The sequence below is a fragment of the Bacillus sp. JST-5 genome, assembly GCF_057747715.1.
The window spans coordinates 1-19,633 of record NZ_JBYLHW010000022.1 but is presented as its reverse complement, the minus strand read 5'-3'; the positions used below and the strand labels follow the sequence as shown (position 1 = coordinate 19,633).

Sequence of the window (19,633 nt, the reverse complement as noted above, 5' to 3'; positions counted from 1 at the left end):
TAGCTGATAATTGGGGATGTTATACAAATGAGGTCATTGCAAAGGGGGAAGTACTGATGATATATGGGTTAAAAGCGACACAAACGATGGAAATAACAGCAGTGATCCTTAGTCTTATTGGAAGTTTTTTTATATTAAGAAACAATTTCAAACGATATGGGTTGCTCTATTTTATAAGCAGTTTGACGGGAGCTTTCCTTTGTTTTGTATTTGTTTCTATCGGATTTTACTCTTTTCCGGCTAGACTTATCCCTATGTCACCAATACCTATCATTGAAATGTTTACGGTCATTCCTTTTTATGTTCTTTTCGGAGTAAGATATAGTCCGTCTAAATGGGGATGGAAGATCCCCTTTTACTGGGGGATGGTTCATATCGCGATGCTTTTAGAAATTTTCGTGTTATTCCCCCCAGTTAAGATAATGGATTACAAAGAAAACTGGGATGCTTGGGACTCTTATACATGGTGGTGGATTTATCGGTCAAGTCCAAATTATTGTGTAAATTCCCCTTTGATAGACAACATGGACCTGATGACTTGACGTATGGTAGGTAAGACCGGCAAGTCTCCCTGCCGGTCGCCTTCCCGGACAAATGATCATGTTGTCAAGGAACAGGCATGTCAAGGAGCTTTCGCGGCATATCCTCACTTCGCTCCGGTATTCCACGTTCTCCTTGACACGGCGTAGAGGTTATCCCACTCTCTTGATCGCCGGAGCCTCCTGATTCACCGATCGGACTCCTTGCTCTTTCGTTTTCCGCCACTTCCAATATTCAGCCATATCCAAGTATTTGCGCCCTGACATCCATTTTTCATCGATTTCGATCAACACGGCACCAACGAGGCGATACACCGATTCCCGGTTCGGAAAGATGCGGATGACCCGTTCTCTGCGACGAATTTCTTCGTTCAGCCGTTCCACTCCGTTGGTCGTGCGCAGACGCCGACGATAACGGTCCGGATAGTCCAATACGGCGGTGGCGTCTTCGAATCCCTCTTCGAGGATTTGCATGGCTTTTGTTGATGGAAAATCGCCAAATCCCGTACTTTCCGTGTCCGCCTGTCATGAACAGAAGAAGTGGGAAACCCACAATGAGGACAACGTTCCTGTGTCTCTGTTTTCTCTACATGAATCGCATAACCATAGGAAAGAAGTTCGTGTTTAATAACTTTAAATTCTGGCAATCCTAGTGGTATAGAAAGCACTTACGAGACCTCCTTAATGTTTATTTCACCGCTAACATTATTGCCAGGATCTCGTCAGTGCTTTCTCTTTTTTGTCACTAAATCACAAAATTTGGTGATGAACCATTTATATTATGTGTATCAAGATTACAACAATAATATTATTCAAGAATCATCAGTGACCGGAGCATTTTTGAAAAAGCTGAAGCAAATTCGCGGTAAATTTAGAAAAGGTAGTGGAGAGGTAATAGGGGTTAAGAATGCTAATTTATATAATTTAAAAAATATTGATGTAAGTTTTCCGATGGGATGTTTAACAACTGTTACAGGAGTTTCCGGTTCAGGAAAATCTACATTGGTGTTTGAAGTGCTAGCCGCAGCAAAGAATCCTAAACAAAATAAATGTAACATTGTGATTGGTATCGAGAAATTCGATCAAATATTTCTATAGGACAGGATCCTATTAATAGAATGAAACATTCTAATGTTGCTACTTATTCTGGAGTCTATACGGAGATCAGGAAGATATTTGGCGGTTTAGAAGAAGCTAAAAGAAAAGGACTATCTCCAAAACATAACAATATTTTAAAGTTGACAGTTTTTTGTATTACTAATATAATTTCACCTGTATTTAAATGTATTTAAAAAGTTAAGGAGGATTATTAAAAAAGTGACACATTCGATGAGACTACGTTTCCCAACTTTGAACTAATGAATTGAATATGTTCAAAGGCTCTGCTTGTGAACGGCAGAGTAATGGGAGTAGTCTGTCCTTTTTTAATAATCCTTATTGATAATTGCAATTGCTATTTGTGGCAATTGTTATTTAAGGTATTTTTGGTACTTTGATACTAATTCTTTAATATGTATTTTTTAAAAAAGGCAGACCTTTGTCTGCCTTTTTTATTTTTGTGAAAAACGGAGTTTTTATATGTATCTTTATTAAACCTGAAGGTTATTCTTATTGGGTTTCTGTGCACATTATCATCATTTGATCTAGTAAAAACTCATAAAAAATTAAGGATGGATTCTCTTCCCTTTACTCTGAATCACAAGCAGATTTGTGATTTTTTAATTCAGAGAGGAAGGGAAAATATGGCTAGAAAAAAACGTACTTATGGGAAAAACAAAATTACAAGAGGTGAACCACCAAATCATTTGGGTCAGCATTTAATGCATAATAAGAAGTTACTTTTTGAAATTGTAGATGAAGCAGAGATAGACCCAAATGATCTGGTTTTAGAATTAGGTGCTGGTAAAGGAGCGTTAACAGAAATACTAAGTCAAAGGGCGAAGAAAGTTATTGCAGTAGAATATGATTTAAAGTTTATAAAGATTTTAGAAAAGAAAATACCAAACAGTAAAAACACTATTATTATCAATCAAGATATATTAAAAATTACGTTGCCGAGGGAACATTTTGTAGTTGTTTCGAATATCCCATATGCCATCACAACACCAATTATGAAGAAACTCCTTAATAATCCATTAAATCATTTTCAAAAAGGTGTGATTGTAATGGAAAAAGGAGCAGCTAAGAGGTTCACATCAAATTATGTAAAAGATTCATATGTAATCGCTTGGAGAATGTGGTTTAATATCTGTTATGTAAGAGGAATTTCAAGAAAAAACTTTTCCCCACCTCCAAGAGTAGATTCTGCATTGGTTAAAATTAGTCGAAAACCAAATCCGATTGTGCCTTATAGTCACTATAAAATCTTTTGGGGATTAGTTGATTACATGTTTAAAAATCCTCAATTATCGGTTGATTATGCATTAAAGGGAATTTTCACAGCACAACAAATTAAGCGTTTGAAAAGAAGCCTTCGAATAAATAATGATTTGCCAGTTGCAGCACTAACTGAACAACAATGGGGCATTATATATGAAACGATGGTTAAGTATGTACCAAAATTTAGATGGCCAAGGATTAGAGAGGGTAAGTTAAATCATTATTGAAGGAAGGGGTTAACTTTATTAGTAATTGTATTATGGGTTGGTATTTAATCTGGAAAAATCTATTTCTAGAGCAAAATGGAAATAACAAAAACTTTGGCTGAATATCCTCAAATTACTCATGATGATCCCAAGTTGTGGGTCTGTGTTTTAACCATAACTGATTTGACTTGTTCACAAGTGAGACATTTTCTTATCAAAAATAAATTAGATGAACACTGCTACAAGACCTAATGTCTGCGGTTACTAGTCAAGGCATATTGAGAATGTAGCTTCTATTACGTTGATAAAACAGGGTTTTTGGCAAGGAATGTATAGATATTTGACCGCATTTTAGCCACATTCCTTACTTAGTGCTAACATCTTTGAACTAGATGGAGTATGTAAAGCGTTAAGTATACAAACTTCCATGATGAAGTGATTGAAGTAAGAGTAAACGATCCAATGTTCCATGTGTGATGATTTACAAAATTACCGGAAGAAAGTAAATCATTACCTAATTGAACATAAAGATCAAATGACCATCTACAAGTTGAATCATAATACACCGATAACAGCACAAGATATGAAAATGCTTGAAGATATTCTATGGAAAGAACTTGGAACAAGAGAAGATTATGAAAAGGACTTTGGTGTCACACCGATTACGAATTTTGTTCGACAAATTGTTGGCTTAAATTCGAAAGCAGCCAATGAAGCACTTTCCTGGGTGATTCGGCCATAACAACCGCTATATTGGATATAATTATTCATCGAGTAAAGATTATTCAGTTAAGTGTGATAGTTACCGAATGAAATATAGAATGTCTATTTTTGAGACAAAAGTGTAAAAAATTTATCAAAAACTATAACATTTCACTTGACGCTCACAAAAGAGCCTAAAGTATGCGAGTTTATGCATTTTAGGCTCTTTTAAATTAATGCTCTTATTAATTTGAGATTAGCTTTGTAAAGTTAGAAAGGTATACTTCTATAAAAATTTATTCTTACAGAAGCCAGAAAATAATTTTTGTTATCATCTCTGCATCATCTTTTGGTACACCATGGTCGGTTAGAAGTTTTTTAACATGACTTCTTGTAGCTTTTTCAGGTTTTGCTAGTGCTTTGCCTATTTTTGCTGAGTTTCGTTTAACAGCATCGGCATACTTTTTAGAAAATGGTTTTAAAATCCAAGATAGCATGTGTCCACCATTTTTCACTATGCTTCCAAAGGCTTTTATACCTTTTAATCCAGCTCCAAGTACCCCTTGTGTAGTTACTCCCTTTTGATTATTAAGTATTTCTTGCTGAATAATAGATTTACTCAACATTATGTCTTGTCTAAAACTAGGACTTTCTAAATCAAACATATCAGGATCATAATTTTCATATTGCTCTACAATACTAGGGAGTGATGGTAATGTTTTTTGTGTAAAAGAATTAGTTGCTTCTTTAGCGCTAGCTAAACTTGGTCCTACCGCACTTACTAGCATAGTAGTAGCTAAGGTTGCTGCAACAGAACTAATAATTTTCTTTTTCATTCTCTTTCTCCTCCCAAAATATATTATAATATTTACAATATTATGTTATCATAGAAGATTTAGAAAGTTAGGACTAAAGGGGTTGGGCGTAATGTCAAATAGGACTAAGAATAGAAGTGCTGAAGTTTTTGGTATGACTGTTTCTATAATTCTAGCGATTGTAGTATTTATTATAATGGTATCAGTACCTATATTTCTTAATTTCGGGGTGATATACTTACTCTCCAAATTACCAATAGTTGAATTTTACTTTTATATAGATTTTTGGTCTAATTTCTGGTTCTTTTTTGGTTTTACTGTAATGAACATTATTGTTCTTGTATTAAGTGAACTGTTAATTACCGCAATCAGGAGAAAGAAAATAAAAAAGTTGTCAGATATTGGCCCAATAAATCTTAAAGAATGGATTATATACTTACTTATTTTTATTGGTTATATTAATCTTTTTGATATATATTTTGATAGATTCAATACAACATTTATTGGTGCGGTGTTAATTTCTGTTAGTATTATATTTTTGTTTATTATCATAGAAAAAACTCTAGATATGTTCCAAGATGAAGAAGAAGGTTCAGCAAATATTGATAAAATATAATAGCTTTTTAAATAAAATAAGGTTCAGCCCTTATTATTCTATAATTTAACGCATTGGGGCTGAACTTTTTTTACGAAGATCACATTTCCATTTATCAATCAATCTAGATTTGTTTTAAACGAAATCTGTCTTTTTAATATTAATAAGTTTATTTATAATAAGCAAAAGGCCATTCATGTTTATTAAGTTCTCTTGGTATTGTAAGGTAAACACAACTACATCTTTTAAAGTCTGCGATTACCATTCAAACCCTGTTGAGTGTGTATCGCAGTTAGTGTTGAAATAGTCTGCAATTATCAATCAACGCATGTGGAGTGTGTTTCACGGCTAGTGTTAAAAAAATGATCAGCGTGATTTAACCTTTTACATACTCAAACGGTGCAAACTTGTAGTAAATTTTAACATTTTGGTTGTTATCTATTTCTATCCGTTCAATAAACCGTAAAACCATTTCAGTAGTAAACGTTTTGAAGAATAGAAATTCATTTAATTGCTTTCTGATCATTGATAAGGCGATGGTGGACTGGCTGTCAATCATCGCTTTTTTTATTGTTGACTTTTCCATCTCTAGATGTTGTAACTTATCTTGTATCATGGAAACAAAATCTGGTAATCTTCCTTTGAAATTAATACAATAAGGACATATTGGAGATATATGGAGGGAGAAAATTGTATCATTTTATTGGATATTTCATAAAAAGCATCTTGCGTATATTTGGAAAAATACACGTTTATAACAAGCAACATCTCCCCAAAAGTGGGGGTTATGTTATAGCTTGCACACATACAGGATGGGTTGATGTTCTCTATCTGGGTACATCGCTGTTACCAACCAAGATACATTATATGGCGAAGAAGGAACTCTTCAAAAATAAGGCAATAGCGTGGTTATTAAAAAAATTAAATGCCTTTCCTGTTGACCGAGAGAACCCTGGACCAAGTGTGTTAAAAATTCCACATAGTCTCTTATCTAAAGGAGAGGTTGTTGGAATATTTCCAAGCGGAACAAGAACTAATGAACAAGTCGCTTTAAAACAAGGGGCAATTATAATTGCACTGCGTTCAAAAGTCCCAATTATACCAGCAGCGTATATAGGACTGAATAATTTAAAGGAACTTTTCCTTAGAAAAAAAGCCTGTCTAATATTTGGTGAACCTATATATATTACTGCAACAGGTAAAGAAGAAAGAGAACATTTTACAAGTATCCTAGAAGAGAAAATAAATGCATTGCAAAGGAATTTACAGGACAAAAAATGAACTTCCTATATCGGTAATTATGTAAATAGAAAGCTACCCTACAATGGACAGCTTATTTTATCCTTAATTGTACAACTGTATCACTTCTTAATTGTGCTAATGGGTTCGAGAGTTGAATGAAATAAGGGTAAAGAACATGACTATTGGTTGCTAAGTTGATTTTCAGATCTGTTCGACTTACCTTGACCTATTTAGTGTATCTTAAGGGTAATCCCCACTGATAACTCTACTAGTATATTTTCGTGGTAACACAACTCAAATGCTATCGATTTGAAATGAGGATTAGATTCTGAATGTAGCAAATAATTTTTGTAAAATAAATAATATCCTTTAAGTATTAAAGGAGGGGATCGATATGTGTTCCCAACTTGCACATTTACGTAAAAATAAACAAAGATTTTTTATTGTAACAAAGTGTTATGAGAAGTATCTAAAGAAACCTGGAGTATGGGCATTGAAAGGAAAAGTTGGAAAAAATGGAGAGTTTGAATATTTAGAAGTTGGTCAAACTAAGGACATTAAGACAGAATTGGAATTCATTATAAAATTACTCATGAAAGATTATAGTACTGTAAAACTAGAAAAAAAATATGCGGCAAGGCGCCTTTTCCCAAAGTTTCAGGATTCTTTTGATGTATGTAACTGTGATAAAAATCGAAGAGCTGCAAAATATCGTACAATTTCTATGCAATACAGTGAAATTATTTTTGAGTTAATAAGCGAAAATACTGACCGTACAAAACGTGAGGAAATTGAGTATAAATTTGCTATAAATAACAAAGCAAAATTTTGGAATGCCTTTGGGTCTCAAAGGAGTGAAGCCAGAAAATATTATAATGAGAGAAACAATAATACTTAATACTTGTATAACACAACAAAATTAACTTTGTAACTGTTTTTGCATCATTTTTATTATTGCTAGCAATGTTATTTGTCCGATAGTTGCAAAGGGATAGCATGTATTGCTCTCTACTATCAATACCCTCAATAATTAATGGCTTGGGTTGACCTATTTTCATAATGGTGTGTTGAGGCGGTAGATTCGTTGTTAAGGTGATGTTGTACGTAACAAAAGGATTACCCAATCTATATTCCGTTATTTAAACATAATATTTTCTTGTAAAGGGGGGAGGTAAGTATGACTAAAACTAAATATATTTTTTCATCGCCTTAATTCTATTGGTAGTAGGGATCATAGGAAGTTTCATCACATATAACGTTAATAAACCAAATATAGTATTGGAAGAAAGCTTACTGATAAAAACATTACAAACATTGAAATAAAAGTTAATGATGAAAATGTAAAAATCTTTTCTACTAAGGATCCAGAGACAAAAGTACAATTGACAGGTAAGAGTAAAGAAAAAATAGATTCCTATTTTACAGTTGAAGTGGAAGATGGAACTTTATTAATCAAACTAAAAGATGATAAACCATTTATTAATTTCTTTAATTTTACGGGAAGAGATTTAACTGTAAATGTCTATTTACCTGAAAAGAATTACGAGTTCTTACAAATTGAAGGTGACAATGGAACCATTCAGGCAGAACAACAAAGCATAAACAATATTGATGTTAAATTAGACAATGGCCAAGTAATAATGAGAAATTTGGTTACAACTATGTTAAAAGCTGATTTAGATAATGGTGAGATTTATCTTGAGAATATTGAGGGTGAAATTTTCGGTAAAGTAAATAACGGAAAAATTTATCTTAAAACTAATCACTTGGACCGTTCAATAACACTTGCATCTGACAATGGTGATATTGAAATTGAGACAGATCAACAACCAACAAATGCCGTCTTGGATATCAAAACAAAAAATGGCGATGTGTCCGTTTTCGGAAGTTCCAACTGGGACACTGTCATCGGCAATGGAGAAAACAAGATCAAATTAACAATTAATAATGGAGATATAAAAATTGGGAAATAAAGAAAAATATTCGAGACTAGGAGAACAGAAAAAGAGAGTAAACACTTAGCGAAAACCCTTTCAAATAAAAAAATCGCGTTTTGAAAATGTATAAAAACGCGATTTTTCTTGTGCTTATAAATATTTTTGTCCTCTAAATACTGTTTTTATAAAAACGATAACTTCCGTAAACAATTACGATAACTACTAGCAATCCAACAGATAGGGCAGTTGGGATGACATATTCAGATGGCAAGAGGAAAGATATAATGATTGTAAATACTCCCCATGCAAACAGTAAATTTGAACCGAATTTATTCGATTTTCTCCATGACTCTTCATTTTTCATTGACCAAACGGTTCGCACACCGAATAGAGCATTCATTTTTATATTTCTCATTAGCGGGGCCATAATCAACATCACTACTCCAATAATGACTCCAGAAATTTCTACATGGAACTGTAGTAAATCTAAATTAATCAAGATCAATAACACTTGCATCAAAAGGAAAATTATTACGTTAAATATGATGCTATATGAGAGTGGCTGATGATGATTTCGCATTAGGAAAAGATGGAGACCCCATGAAAAAATCATTATAAGTGGAATGATTAAAACCCCAATATATTTGCTTACTTGAATGTCAGCAGTCCCCTCTGTATTCCAGTGAATAAATACTTCATCTGGGAGAAAAGGGAGGGCTATACAACCAATAGCAATACAAATAATCACAGATAGGATGGAAATGAACTTCAACACTTATCTCCTCCCTCAAACGAAAAAATATCCTCAATTATGTATATGTAATCTTACAATGAAAGATTGTTCTGGGTGATTGAAACTTCGCATTCAATAAGCATCATTGATATTCGCCTTTAATACTAGTTATTTAAATTATAACTGTAAAAAAAAGATATGTGTATATAAATTTGTATAAAATTTACAGTATTTAAAATTAATAGAAAAATAAATTCGGTTGCAATGGTACAATTTCTAAAAAACAAAGGAATTTCCCATAACAATCTAGAAGTCTTGGAAGGAATCATATATAGTTAAAGAACAGGTAAATATGAAGAATAAAAAAAACTTGGAGTGATGGAAAATGATTAGGGTAGATGTTGTATATGCACTAATTTATAAGAAAGACGAGAAAAAAGTTCTTATGGTTAATAACAAAGGTGGTAGCTGGTCACTACCTGGCGGTGCGGTAAAACGGGGTGAAACTTTAGAAAAAGCAGTAATTCGAGAAGTTAAAGAAGAAACAAATTTAAACATTGAAGTTGGTGAAATTGTAGCTATCAATGAAGCAATGGTTAAAGAAAAAGGGCATCACGCTATATTTTTCACTTTTAATGCAAAAATTATAGATGGAGAAATTTCAGTAGTGAATAAAGATGAAATCATAGAAATAGAATGGGTAAATGTAGAAAGGGCAAATGAATTAATGCCATATTATCCTGAAGGAGTTGAAAGTTTACTTGAAGCATCTTCTCCTTATACTTTTCAAGGTTGATTGATTTTTTTAGTAAAAGTCAATTTTGACCTTGAACCACTTTTAGGAAACGTTGCACTATATGTGACAGTACATTTGGCAATGTAAAATTATTTTTATTATAAATTCATATTTACCTTTATTTTACTTTTATATGGGAAGATGCTACCGCTTGGTCCGTTTCTTTTAGCGTTTCTACAGCTCGTCTTGCAGTGTTTTCATTTTGCAATAATAAATTACGATACGAATCTATTAATTCATTTAATGATTGATTAATTGTCTCGATACTATTCATTAAGTCAAGGACGTTTTGTCCTTTCTCAATCGTAAAATCTCCTTCGAAATCTTGAGAGGACTGTTTGAGAGAGTCTAAAGCGGTTTGAACAGCTTGATCAATAATTTTTATTTCACTCATATTTATTCATTCCCCCCTCGTTTTTTAATTTTGTCCTTAGATTATATAAATCACTTCTTCGGTTTTCGTACTTATTAATATCCTCTTTTAAATTTTGAATTTGTTGATTTAGATCATTAATTTTTGTTTCTATTTTCGATACAATGTCACTTAATTGATTTTGATAAAGGTATCGATAATTTGAAACTAAATCTCCCAGACGAAATGAATGGAATTCTGTAGCCAATTTTCCGTGCCAAGTGGTTGATGTGAATTCTGGTTCTTTTGTTCGACGTTCATAGTTAGAGAACTCACCTTTGAAATCTAGTAATTCTGACTTTACATTCTTTAATCGTTGTATTTTTTCCTCTTTATTCCCAATGCTTACGTTAGTCAAAGATATTAAATGGTTATAATATTGAATTTGTGAATTTACATAAGATAATGACATAAAAATCACCACTTTTTAAAGCTAATAATTTTACTTGATAATTATCTCTTTCCCCTTATTTCGCATTTCTTTAATTTCTGATTTGGATGGTTTTAATAAATAAACAAAACTAGGATTTGCTTTCATAAAAAAGTATCGGTGGAAAAACTTTGCGCCAATGTAAGCATAAAAGAAGGACATTAAATAAAAGATTAAAACAAGAATTCCGAGTGCCAAATCATCAGATTTAACAATCCAATTTTGTGCAACAAAATAACCTAAAGCAGGGAAAATAGCTGCAACTGAATAATATTTTTCTTTTCTTTCCTTAATAATTTCTTCTAATTCTCTTTCTTTATTGTTGACTGGTTGTATATTTGAATATTTTTTTATTTGATAAACGATCAATGAAATGACAGAAATAATAAATATAGCTAAGGAAATGAAGTAATAAATGGGCTCTGTAATATTTACGTAGTGATATGCCATTTTAAGCGCAAGCAAATAGTAAGTATAGGAACCAATCGCACCAATTGAACCGATAAAAAGTATCAGTTCATATTGAATGGAGTAGCTATTTTTAAACAATAGTCTAATCGCCCAAATATTAATGAACAATAAAAAAGGGAATAATGCCCAAAAAAACATGTTATTAGTTGGGTAAAACAGAGGAACGGCAATCAACACATCTAGCCCTGCAAAAGTAATCCCTGCCACTAAGCCATTTTTTTGGAGGGAATCAAAAAACATTAAATGCTCTTGAACATATGTTGGTAAATGTTCTCTTTTTATTGTTGTATCGATTTTCATTGTCATCCACCTTTAATATTAGTATTACAAAATTGATTCCCAAGTTACTGTATCAAGCACGATATTTTATTTATAATCCCAACCAACCCGCAACCGTACTAACAGCATTTTTTGCACTATTAGCTACAGAATTTACAGCATCTTTAATATGGTTTGAGATACTCTTTCCATTAATTTTGACACTTTCAAATAAAACAGAAACTCCTACGGATACTGCAGCTGCTACACCTGCACCAACGAGTACTGGAGCTCCTAGAGTCCCAGCAACTCCAGCCACAACTCCACCTACGACCAATGTTCCTACACCGATACCAACATCAACCGCTGCATCCCCAATGATTCTAGTTGCATCTTTACCACTATTAACATTATCAATAACATTTTCCACAGTTGTAATCCCGATACCTATCCAACCGGCTTTACTTTTTAATGCACTTACTGCACTTGCTCCAGGTCGAATATATGAAGACACTTTTGGCGGATTGCCCTGTCTTGCTTTTGCCTTTAAATCATCTTCCCAATATATTTTTGATTTTCTTCCATTTTTCGGAGGAGAAACACCGATCAATTCAGGTTTATATAAACGATACTGGACTCTATTGTTGCTTTTTACAATTTTTTCAATCTTAAATCCTTTTCGTACCTTATTATACACTTGATAGAAAGCAACCGCCTCAGCAGTTACTGCAAACTGTTCACCTTTTCCATCGAAAGCTGCTTCTAGTTCAAAATCAATAGTGAATTTTTCTTCTTTCTCTGCAATTTTTTCAATTACTTTTTGATAGGAAGGGGAGGATTGGATTACTGTTGGATCATAATTATTAATGAGCAATTTCCCGTTTTGCATGTTTGATTGAAGATCCTGTATATAACTTTTCATTGTATTTAGTTCTTGTTGAATTTCTGAAAGGTTTTTGCTTTGTAATTGGTCTAACTCATGTAAATCTGAAATGATTTCATTTAATTTTCGCTTACCTTCTTCAACTGTTGTTACAAAGTCACTTGGATTTAGTTTAGGTAAAGAAACAATATCCGTAACCTTTGAGATCGTGGTATTCGCTTCATTTGACAACCCTATTGCCAACTGTTTTACATTTTCTAATCCACTTTCTACCTCATTTTCTAAAAATGATTGTCGAATGAATCCGTGATCATCTGACTCAAAATTGTTTACTGATAGTTTCACATTATTTAATGTTTGTTTGTATTCTTCAAGAAAATCAAAAAAGTATTTAATAAAAGGAAGGTGAATTTCTGTGAAATATGCCCTAATGGAATCTCCTACTGCTCCAGTTAGATTGTCTTCAAGGGAGACCATACTATTTAGTGAGGATAAAACGTTTGTTAACTTATTCTGTATATTACGAATCTCAGCAATGGTTTGCTCTATACTACTATTTAACTTTGAAACATCTAAAATTTTCATAGAAAATCCGCCCCTAAAATTTTATTACGCAATGGGTGAGGAAAATACTTTTCTATTCCTTGTTTGCCGATAATAAAATTTTTTGGAATTGCTCTTCATCTTCATCTGAATAACCAGTAAATATGACTTCTTTTATATCTGAATGGTTAAATACAAATGAATATTCGGGACTAATAAAGCCCTCTGGATAAAAAACTCCAATATAGTCGTACATTTGGCCCTCTTCAGGTATCGTTCCCGTTCCATCATCTAATAAAAGTTGTTTTCTTCCGTAAATCATTAATTTCTTATTTCCACCATTTAATATGACAATAGATCCCATTGGCAATAATTTTTCCATTCCAAGCCCTCCATGTATGTAAATACAGTACTGCATAATTCTCCCAGTTTTATTACTAATTATAAAGGTTTAGAGTTTTGGAACGAAGGGCAATAGGTCCTTATTTAAAACGTACATATTTCCTAGAATGAGTATTTAAGAATGATTTTTCGGTCTTTTTTCCTGTTTTTCACATCTTTTTTGTCCGATTCACAAAGATAGTTTTCAAGCTTCTAAAATTTTACTTATTTTTAAAAACAGGTTACGAAATGATGAATGATTTTCCATGGAATGGATAATTTTAGTTAATATTGACTAAACACCAATTGATTATGTATGATGAGGGCACTAATGGTATTTATAATAGTGCAATCTGATTTTTATCTTGATTGAGATGATTTTGACAAAGTCTCACATTCAACATTTGGAAGGACAAAACGATACATATAAAGTGTTAAAGACGCTGAGTTGGACATCTCAAAAAATTTTGGAGGAAAAAGAATGGATGTTTTTGCTGAATTTTTAGCAAAGATTGATGACCCTATTCACCGAGAAAGAATGGAAGAAATTTTTGAATGGATAACAAATAAATATCCTAATTTAGAAAAAGTAATTAAATGGAATCAACCGATGTTTACAGATCATGGCACATTTATTATTGGTTTTAGCGTATCTAAAAAGCATATAGCTGTCGCACCTGAAAGTGTGACGATTACTCATGTAGAAGATGATATTGTAAAGGCTGGTTATGATTATACGAAGGAGATCATTCGCATCCCATGGAATAAACCAGTTGACTACCATTTACTTGAGAAAATGATTGATTTTAATATTAAGGACAAGGCAAACTGTACAACTTTCTGGCGTAAATAATAAGAAAAGAGAGACGTCTTGTAAATACTTATGAGAAATTTTCTATCATTGCTGAAATGTGGACGAATGCATCAAATCTAAATTGTAAAGTTGGAGAAAATTCAATTGAAGACTATCTAAAAGAAGCTTCTGAGCATATGTTGGAAATAGCTTCTATGGAAGAGGAGGAAATGAATGCTCTACTAGAAAACACTTCTAATCTTTAACAATAGGATTTATATTTGCGAAAACATTTTACCCCATGAAATTTGTAACAAATAAAGTATCCTAGATTCAATATATTTTGGGATTAAAAAAGCTCCCAAAAAAGGATGGTGATATGTTGTTGCCTAGGAGTGATGAAGAACTACAGAAAAAAATAGTAGGTGAACTTAATCCTCATAATGCAACAATCACGCTTGTTGAGTACGATGAAAGATGGCCGGATTTGTTTGAGAAAGAAGCTAAACGCATCCGTTCAATACTCGGTAACAAAGTATTACTACTTGAACATGTTGGCTCAACATCTGTACCGGGATTATGTGCCAAACCAATCATCGATATTTTGTTGGTTGTAGAAAACTCAGCAGACGAATTATCGTATGTACCTGTATTAGAAGATGCCGGATATATTCTTAGAATTCGAGAACCAGAATGGTTTGAGCATCGCATGTTTAAAGGACCAGATACGGATATTCATTTACACGTATTTAGTAAGGGAGCAACAGAAATAGAAAGAATGTTACGATTTCGAGATTGGCTGAGGTCTAATGAGAATGATCGTGACAAATATGCGCAAATCAAAAGAAGTTTAGCAAAGAAAAAATGGAGACACGTTCAGCATTATGCTGACGCGAAAACTTCAATCATTCAAGAAATATTGGAACGTGCCAATAGTACGAAGATGTAAAATTTTGATTAATTTTATTTAAAGGTTTATCTGCAAAGTGCACCATTTATTTGCAAGTTGAACGATCGAAAGTAAATTTGTTTATCAAGTGATCGAAAAAACTTGCAACTCATATTGATATATTTGTAAGTCGCTTGTTTGTGGGTGTTTTTTCATAAAGAGGAAGGATTGGTGAGTGCCAATCCTTTCATTTTTGATGTTTATTTGCAACTTTGATGTTTATTTGCAACTCTGATGAACGAATTTGCAAGTTTATGAAGCGTATTTGTGACCTTGAAGAATTATTTGCAACGGGAAAAAATCGTATTTGCAAGTGAAAAAAATATTCTTGTAACTATAGAAAAATTATTTGTAACTCGTCAGACATTCGATACCTCATCCTGATTTAACATTGTACTATAAATTATATTATATTGACTAATATCCACTATATAAAAGATAATGGTAAAATAGTGCAAAATAACTATTTTTTGGAAAAATAATAATTTTAAAAGGGATGATCTAGTTTGTATCTAATATATAAATTTGTAATAAACTTACAATAGGAGGAAGTTTTATGAAAAAATTTTTTACAAGCTTTTTACTTTTAGTATTATTTTTTTCTCATTCTTTGAGTATTGCAGAAGCTTCATCAAGTAAGATTGTTGGAGAAAATACAAATAAATGGACAGAGGAGAAAGTTACCGAAAAATTACTAAAATTAGGATTTACAGACGAACAAATTAATCTATTAAATTGGGAAACAAAACTTGAAATTGTGAAAGATAAGAAAGTGAAAAAATTATTGTCATTCCAACATAAAAGGCATAGTTTTTATGACCCAAATAGTAGTGAAGATGAATTTACACTACTAGGGCTTGAAAATGATTTATATATAAACATTGCTGCACTTGACTATGGAAACAAAAATGGAAACCCTTATGTTAAGCTTGTTGCTGATTATAATTGGAAAAATATTCCTGTTTTTAGATTGCAAGATGCTTTCGCAATTTCATGGAGTGAAGGATGGTATGCTGAATCTTGGGGTTTCACTGAACAACAAAGATTTTGTTCTTATTATGAGCATGGTTGTGTATCATATTATTGGCAGTCGAATAAAATTACAAAAGCTAGAGATCAAGATCGGTTAGCAGGTGTAGGATGGATCTATGACTTGAAGGCTGCAAGTAGTGGAGCAAAAGGTAATGCATATGTATATTTACTTGGGAATAATAAGTCGTTAATAAAAAGTACTACTTACTCTGCATTTAAGGTATGGTATGGACATGATAAGTGGAACTCAAATATAAGTGTAAATATTAGTGCACCAATAGGTGCAGGAATAGCAGCAGGGGTTAGCTTTGGTGGTGAAGAATACATTCAAGACAGTACATCAATTTTAAATTCTAGTTTAAAATGGTGAAATATAAAATGAAAAAAGTAATAAATATATCGATAATTTTTACTATATTCTTTTCTATTTATTTTTCTTCTGATTCTTATGCTAATTCCAATGAAATAGAAAACTATGTACCATTAGAAGTTACAGTTTCAACTTTCCAAAAAACTTATAAAACAAATGAGGTCGTTCAATGGAATATAAAGATAGTTGGGGGATCCCTAAATGGTCCTAATTTTGATATCATGTTTAGGGATAGCAAGGGTAACAGGTACACTATGTATAATATAAAATCTTATTCGACTAGCGTAAATCTTGATTATACAGACCCAGGGACGGTTACAGCATATGTTACAGTGCACGGGGGAGATAAATCTGCCACTGATAGCCACACAATTAAAATAAGTGATTATGAAAATTAGTTTATAGTGTCTAATTAGCAGTCTCTAAAACTTTAACAATATTAATAATAGTTTATAGATTGTTGAGATAATTACAACTAAAAAATTTTTAATATTTGGAGGAAAATATGGAGAAATTTAAGATCACTTTATTATGTATTATTACATTAGCATTATTGTATATAGCATTTTTGTTATCAGACATTGCAAATGTGTAACCATCAAGTAGAATTCAACCGTTTTCATTAATTAAGTTTCAATAAATTAATCACCGAATTTTTGATATGCTCCCTTTAAGGTAGACAGGTTAAAAAATAAAAATCTGTTTCCTTAAGGGGAGTATTTTTATGGGCACATTTCATTGAAAAAATATGAGAATGGGATGCATTAATCGAGCGGAGTGGTGGATTGAAGAACGAAGAAGAATTAATTTCAGAAGAAAGAATGAAAATAAAGACTCGTTGGATCCAGAAATGTAACCCTCGCTTTTCGCTGGATTTCGAAATGACTTATTGAGGAACGGATGAGAAATGCTTTTAAAAGTCTTTTGGTTCAAGGTATATTTAAAAATGAAAAATGCTCAAGAATAAATTAAAACTTGTAAACTAAAGTTAACATCATTTGTTATGTTATGTTGATTGAATAATCGATAATTCATACTATAATGAGATTGAAAGATGTAAAAGTATGTATTTTGTGCTTTGAAAAGTACTTGACTCTATCCTGTTGCAGAAGAGTTGAAAGTTTGAAGATTGGTCATTGCAAAATGGAAAACTGTGCATCATAACTTAAGATTTTAGCTTTGGACAGAGTGTTAAAACATAATTTTGGTCATTTAAAGAATAAGCATTCAACTTGAGAGAATAATTTAATGAAAGAGTTGATATAAAGTGAAGAAAAAAATGATCATTTTTAGCGTCATTTTAGCAATTATCGCTTTAATAGTAGGTAGTTACTTTTATAACAATATTACTTATATGGAGAAACCGATTAAGAAAATGTATCAAGCGGGCTTTGTTGAAAAACAAGTTAAGTTAAGTGATGGTACGATTCTTAATTATGGTGAAGGACCAAACAATGGGAAAACTCCTCTCCTACTCATCCATGGTCAAGGAATGACTTGGGAAGATTATGCCAAAGTATTGCCGGAATTATCAGAGCATTACCATGTATTTGCCGTTGATTGTCACGGTCATGGAGAATCTGATTGGAACCCAGAAAAATATTCCGCAAAAGCAATGGCTGAAGATTTTATAGAATTTATAGATAAAGTTATTGGAGAAAAAACAGTGGTTTCTGGTCATTCCTCAGGGGGAATGATAGCTGCATGGATGGCTGCACATTCACCAGAATGGATTTTGGGTACTGTAATTGAAGATTCACCTTTCTTTGCAACAGAGCCAGGTAGAAGAGAAAACACATATGCATGGGTTTATGGATTTCAGCTTTATGAAGATTTTAAAAATCAAAACGAAGAGGAAGATTATTTCAAATATAGTATAGAAAGAAGCTATTGGAAAAAAATATTTGGTGATTTTCTTTGGAATAAGTTTGCAAAAGATGCGATTGAATATCATAAAAAACATCCAAATGAGCCTGTACACATTAAGTATTTACCCCCACAAATCAATAGAATTTTTGAATCTGTCACATACCCATATGATCATAAATTTGGTGAAACCTTTTATGATAATAGTTGGTTTAAAGACTATAATCAATCGGAAGTATTATCAAAAATTAAAAGTCCAACGATATTTATAAAAGCTGAAACAAATTACGACGGTGATTTATTAATGGCTGCATTGTCGGATGAAGATGCCGACCGTGTCGTTGAATTGTTGAAAAATGGGAAAAGAATAGACGTTGATTCCCCAGGACATGATATTCATTATGATAAACCGAAAGAATTTATTGAAATCATGATTAAGTTCTTAGATGAAATTCAATAATAACAATTATGAAATTGGGCTATTCCATTTGGAAAGCCCGATTTTTTTGAAAAAATTACTTGATGATAAGGTATGTATCGAAATAATGGTAAGAGGAATTATTGGTGAAAGAATAGAATCTATCAAATGGTAATAGGATTTGTAAGTTATGTAATGAAATCATTGGACTTACGGTATCTTCATAAATTAAGAAATGCTAATAATTATTAATTAAAGCGAAATTTACATTGGAAGGGAAAAAATCCATGGGTCAAATATTAATATCTAAACCTAATAAAGATGATCTAAAATCAGCCTTTGAAGTTTTCAAAATAACGATTAAAGATGCCTTTGAAAAGGACGGTATCGGCCATTTAAAAGATGAAATTTTAAAAGAGATAGAGTATAAGAAACAATTATTAACTGATTCGGTCGAAAATCCAAATTCAAATTTCTTTTTCCTTATTGCAAAAATTCATGATCAAGTTGTCGGTACGATCTCTTTCGGACCATGCGGAACGGATATAAAAACATGCACAAATCATGAATTAGATGCAATCGGTGAGCTAGGTAGTTTATATGTCTTGCCTGAATACCAAGGAAAAGGTATAGGTTCTGCATTAATTCAATCCATGGTCATCCAACTTCACAAACGAGGAATAGAACAATTTTGTTTAGACAGTGGATACAAACACGCCCAAAAAAAGTGGATAAAAAAATTCGGGAAACCTTATAAGATTGTTAATGATTATTGGGGAGAAAATTCTGTCCATATGGTTTGGCTATGGATCTACGTCAAGTTTTTGGACACAAAAAGATTAAGTTTTTTTGCACAACAACCATTCATGGATTGTTCCACGTC

Annotated in this window: 22 protein-coding genes and 3 pseudogenes; 15 read left to right on the top strand and 10 right to left on the bottom strand. The window is 32.3% G+C overall.

All coding sequences use genetic code 11. The features are described 5' to 3' along the window. Positions 1-56: 56 nt before the first annotated feature. A complete protein-coding gene (locus tag AC3ASS_RS06560; RefSeq protein WP_488282718.1) occupies positions 57-542 on the top strand; it encodes a CBO0543 family protein in 486 nt (161 codons plus the stop codon). A 150-nt stretch (positions 543-692) separates the two neighbouring features. On the opposite strand, the pseudogene AC3ASS_RS06555 reads toward AC3ASS_RS06560, so the two are convergent. Next, positions 693-1,019, bottom strand: a pseudogene (locus tag AC3ASS_RS06555) (transposase); the annotation flags it as partial. A 2-nt stretch (positions 1,020-1,021) separates the two neighbouring features. Beyond that, positions 1,022-1,207 (bottom strand): annotated as a pseudogene (locus tag AC3ASS_RS06550) (transposase family protein); the annotation flags it as partial. Between the two features lie 16 nt (positions 1,208-1,223). Between AC3ASS_RS06550 and AC3ASS_RS06545 the strand changes: the two are divergent. The 3 genes and pseudogenes from AC3ASS_RS06545 to AC3ASS_RS06535 form a co-directional block, all read left to right on the top strand. Continuing rightward, complete coding sequence (locus tag AC3ASS_RS06545) at positions 1,224-1,637, top strand: hypothetical protein (RefSeq protein ID WP_488282717.1); 414 nt, start codon at positions 1,224-1,226, stop codon at positions 1,635-1,637. 644 nt (positions 1,638-2,281) lie between these two features. Beyond that, positions 2,282-3,145 (top strand): 23S ribosomal RNA methyltransferase Erm, encoded by an 864-nt coding sequence (gene erm / locus AC3ASS_RS06540; RefSeq protein ID WP_340857696.1) that lies wholly within the window; start codon positions 2,282-2,284, stop codon positions 3,143-3,145. A 387-nt stretch (positions 3,146-3,532) separates the two neighbouring features. Further along, positions 3,533-3,848: pseudogene (locus AC3ASS_RS06535) on the top strand (type I restriction-modification enzyme R subunit C-terminal domain-containing protein); the annotation flags it as partial. A 280-nt stretch (positions 3,849-4,128) separates the two neighbouring features. On the opposite strand, the gene AC3ASS_RS06530 reads toward AC3ASS_RS06535, so the two are convergent. Next, positions 4,129-4,662, bottom strand: coding sequence for a hypothetical protein (locus tag AC3ASS_RS06530; protein ID WP_488282716.1), 534 nt, complete (start codon positions 4,660-4,662; stop codon positions 4,129-4,131). 91 nt (positions 4,663-4,753) lie between these two features. On the opposite strand from AC3ASS_RS06530, the gene AC3ASS_RS06525 reads away from it, so the two are divergent. After that, the gene (locus AC3ASS_RS06525) at positions 4,754-5,257 is read left to right on the top strand and encodes a hypothetical protein (protein WP_488282715.1); all 504 of its coding nucleotides are present in this window, start codon (positions 4,754-4,756) and stop codon (positions 5,255-5,257) included. 355 nt (positions 5,258-5,612) lie between these two features. Here AC3ASS_RS06525 and AC3ASS_RS06520 read toward each other — a convergent pair whose 3' ends face one another. After that, positions 5,613-5,852, bottom strand: coding sequence for a hypothetical protein (locus tag AC3ASS_RS06520; protein ID WP_488282714.1), 240 nt, complete (start codon positions 5,850-5,852; stop codon positions 5,613-5,615). Positions 5,853-5,926: 74 nt separating this feature from the next. On the opposite strand from AC3ASS_RS06520, the gene AC3ASS_RS06515 reads away from it, so the two are divergent. From AC3ASS_RS06515 to AC3ASS_RS06505, 3 genes are all read left to right on the top strand, one after another. Further along, positions 5,927-6,517, top strand: coding sequence for a lysophospholipid acyltransferase family protein (locus tag AC3ASS_RS06515; protein ID WP_488282713.1), 591 nt, complete (start codon positions 5,927-5,929; stop codon positions 6,515-6,517). Positions 6,518-6,872: 355 nt separating this feature from the next. Next, complete coding sequence (locus tag AC3ASS_RS06510) at positions 6,873-7,376, top strand: hypothetical protein (protein WP_488282712.1); 504 nt, start codon at positions 6,873-6,875, stop codon at positions 7,374-7,376. A gap of 379 nt (positions 7,377-7,755) precedes the next feature. Further along, on the top strand, positions 7,756-8,451 hold the full coding sequence (locus AC3ASS_RS06505; protein WP_488282734.1) for a DUF4097 family beta strand repeat-containing protein: 696 nt from the start codon (positions 7,756-7,758) through the stop codon (positions 8,449-8,451). A 133-nt stretch (positions 8,452-8,584) separates the two neighbouring features. Here the strand turns inward: AC3ASS_RS06505 and AC3ASS_RS06500 are convergent, their stop codons facing one another. Beyond that, positions 8,585-9,190 (bottom strand): SdpI family protein, encoded by a 606-nt coding sequence (locus AC3ASS_RS06500; RefSeq protein ID WP_488282711.1) that lies wholly within the window; start codon positions 9,188-9,190, stop codon positions 8,585-8,587. A gap of 343 nt (positions 9,191-9,533) precedes the next feature. Between AC3ASS_RS06500 and AC3ASS_RS06495 the strand changes: the two genes are divergently transcribed. Then, complete coding sequence (locus AC3ASS_RS06495; RefSeq protein WP_488282710.1) at positions 9,534-9,944, top strand: NUDIX hydrolase; 411 nt, start codon at positions 9,534-9,536, stop codon at positions 9,942-9,944. Between the two features lie 118 nt (positions 9,945-10,062). Here AC3ASS_RS06495 and AC3ASS_RS06490 read toward each other — a convergent pair whose 3' ends face one another. The 5 genes from AC3ASS_RS06490 to AC3ASS_RS06470 form a co-directional block, all read right to left on the bottom strand. Continuing rightward, complete coding sequence (locus AC3ASS_RS06490) at positions 10,063-10,338, bottom strand: YwqI/YxiC family protein (protein WP_488282709.1); 276 nt, start codon at positions 10,336-10,338, stop codon at positions 10,063-10,065. Next, complete coding sequence (locus tag AC3ASS_RS06485; protein ID WP_488282708.1) at positions 10,331-10,768, bottom strand: YwqH-like family protein; 438 nt, start codon at positions 10,766-10,768, stop codon at positions 10,331-10,333. Before AC3ASS_RS06485 ends, AC3ASS_RS06490 begins: the two co-directional genes overlap by 8 nt. A 30-nt stretch (positions 10,769-10,798) precedes the next feature. Next, positions 10,799-11,557 (bottom strand): hypothetical protein, encoded by a 759-nt coding sequence (locus AC3ASS_RS06480; protein WP_488282707.1) that lies wholly within the window; start codon positions 11,555-11,557, stop codon positions 10,799-10,801. A gap of 70 nt (positions 11,558-11,627) precedes the next feature. Continuing rightward, positions 11,628-12,983 (bottom strand): T7SS effector LXG polymorphic toxin, encoded by a 1,356-nt coding sequence (locus AC3ASS_RS06475; protein WP_488282706.1) that lies wholly within the window; start codon positions 12,981-12,983, stop codon positions 11,628-11,630. A 52-nt stretch (positions 12,984-13,035) separates the two neighbouring features. Further along, a complete protein-coding gene (locus AC3ASS_RS06470; protein ID WP_488282705.1) occupies positions 13,036-13,323 on the bottom strand; it encodes a DUF4176 domain-containing protein in 288 nt (95 codons plus the stop codon). A 480-nt stretch (positions 13,324-13,803) separates the two neighbouring features. Here AC3ASS_RS06470 and AC3ASS_RS06465 point away from each other — a divergent pair, with 480 nt between their 5' ends. The 6 genes from AC3ASS_RS06465 to AC3ASS_RS06440 all read left to right on the top strand — a co-directional run. Further along, the gene (locus tag AC3ASS_RS06465; protein ID WP_488282704.1) at positions 13,804-14,175 is read left to right on the top strand and encodes an iron chaperone; all 372 of its coding nucleotides are present in this window, start codon (positions 13,804-13,806) and stop codon (positions 14,173-14,175) included. Positions 14,176-14,497: 322 nt separating this feature from the next. After that, positions 14,498-15,064, top strand: a complete 567-nt coding sequence (locus AC3ASS_RS06460; protein WP_488282703.1) for a GrpB family protein — start codon at positions 14,498-14,500, stop codon at positions 15,062-15,064. Positions 15,065-15,620: 556 nt separating this feature from the next. Beyond that, positions 15,621-16,466 carry a hypothetical protein gene (locus AC3ASS_RS06455; protein ID WP_488282702.1) on the top strand — a complete coding sequence of 282 codons (846 nt, stop codon included), beginning with the start codon at positions 15,621-15,623 and terminating at the stop codon, positions 16,464-16,466. A gap of 8 nt (positions 16,467-16,474) precedes the next feature. Further along, a complete protein-coding gene (locus tag AC3ASS_RS06450) occupies positions 16,475-16,864 on the top strand; it encodes a hypothetical protein (RefSeq protein ID WP_488282701.1) in 390 nt (129 codons plus the stop codon). Between the two features lie 869 nt (positions 16,865-17,733). After that, positions 17,734-18,792 (top strand): alpha/beta fold hydrolase, encoded by a 1,059-nt coding sequence (locus AC3ASS_RS06445; RefSeq protein ID WP_488282700.1) that lies wholly within the window; start codon positions 17,734-17,736, stop codon positions 18,790-18,792. Positions 18,793-19,037: 245 nt separating this feature from the next. After that, positions 19,038-19,633, top strand: a 596-nt coding sequence (locus AC3ASS_RS06440) for a GNAT family N-acetyltransferase (protein ID WP_488282699.1), incomplete at its 3' end; no start/stop codon positions are given.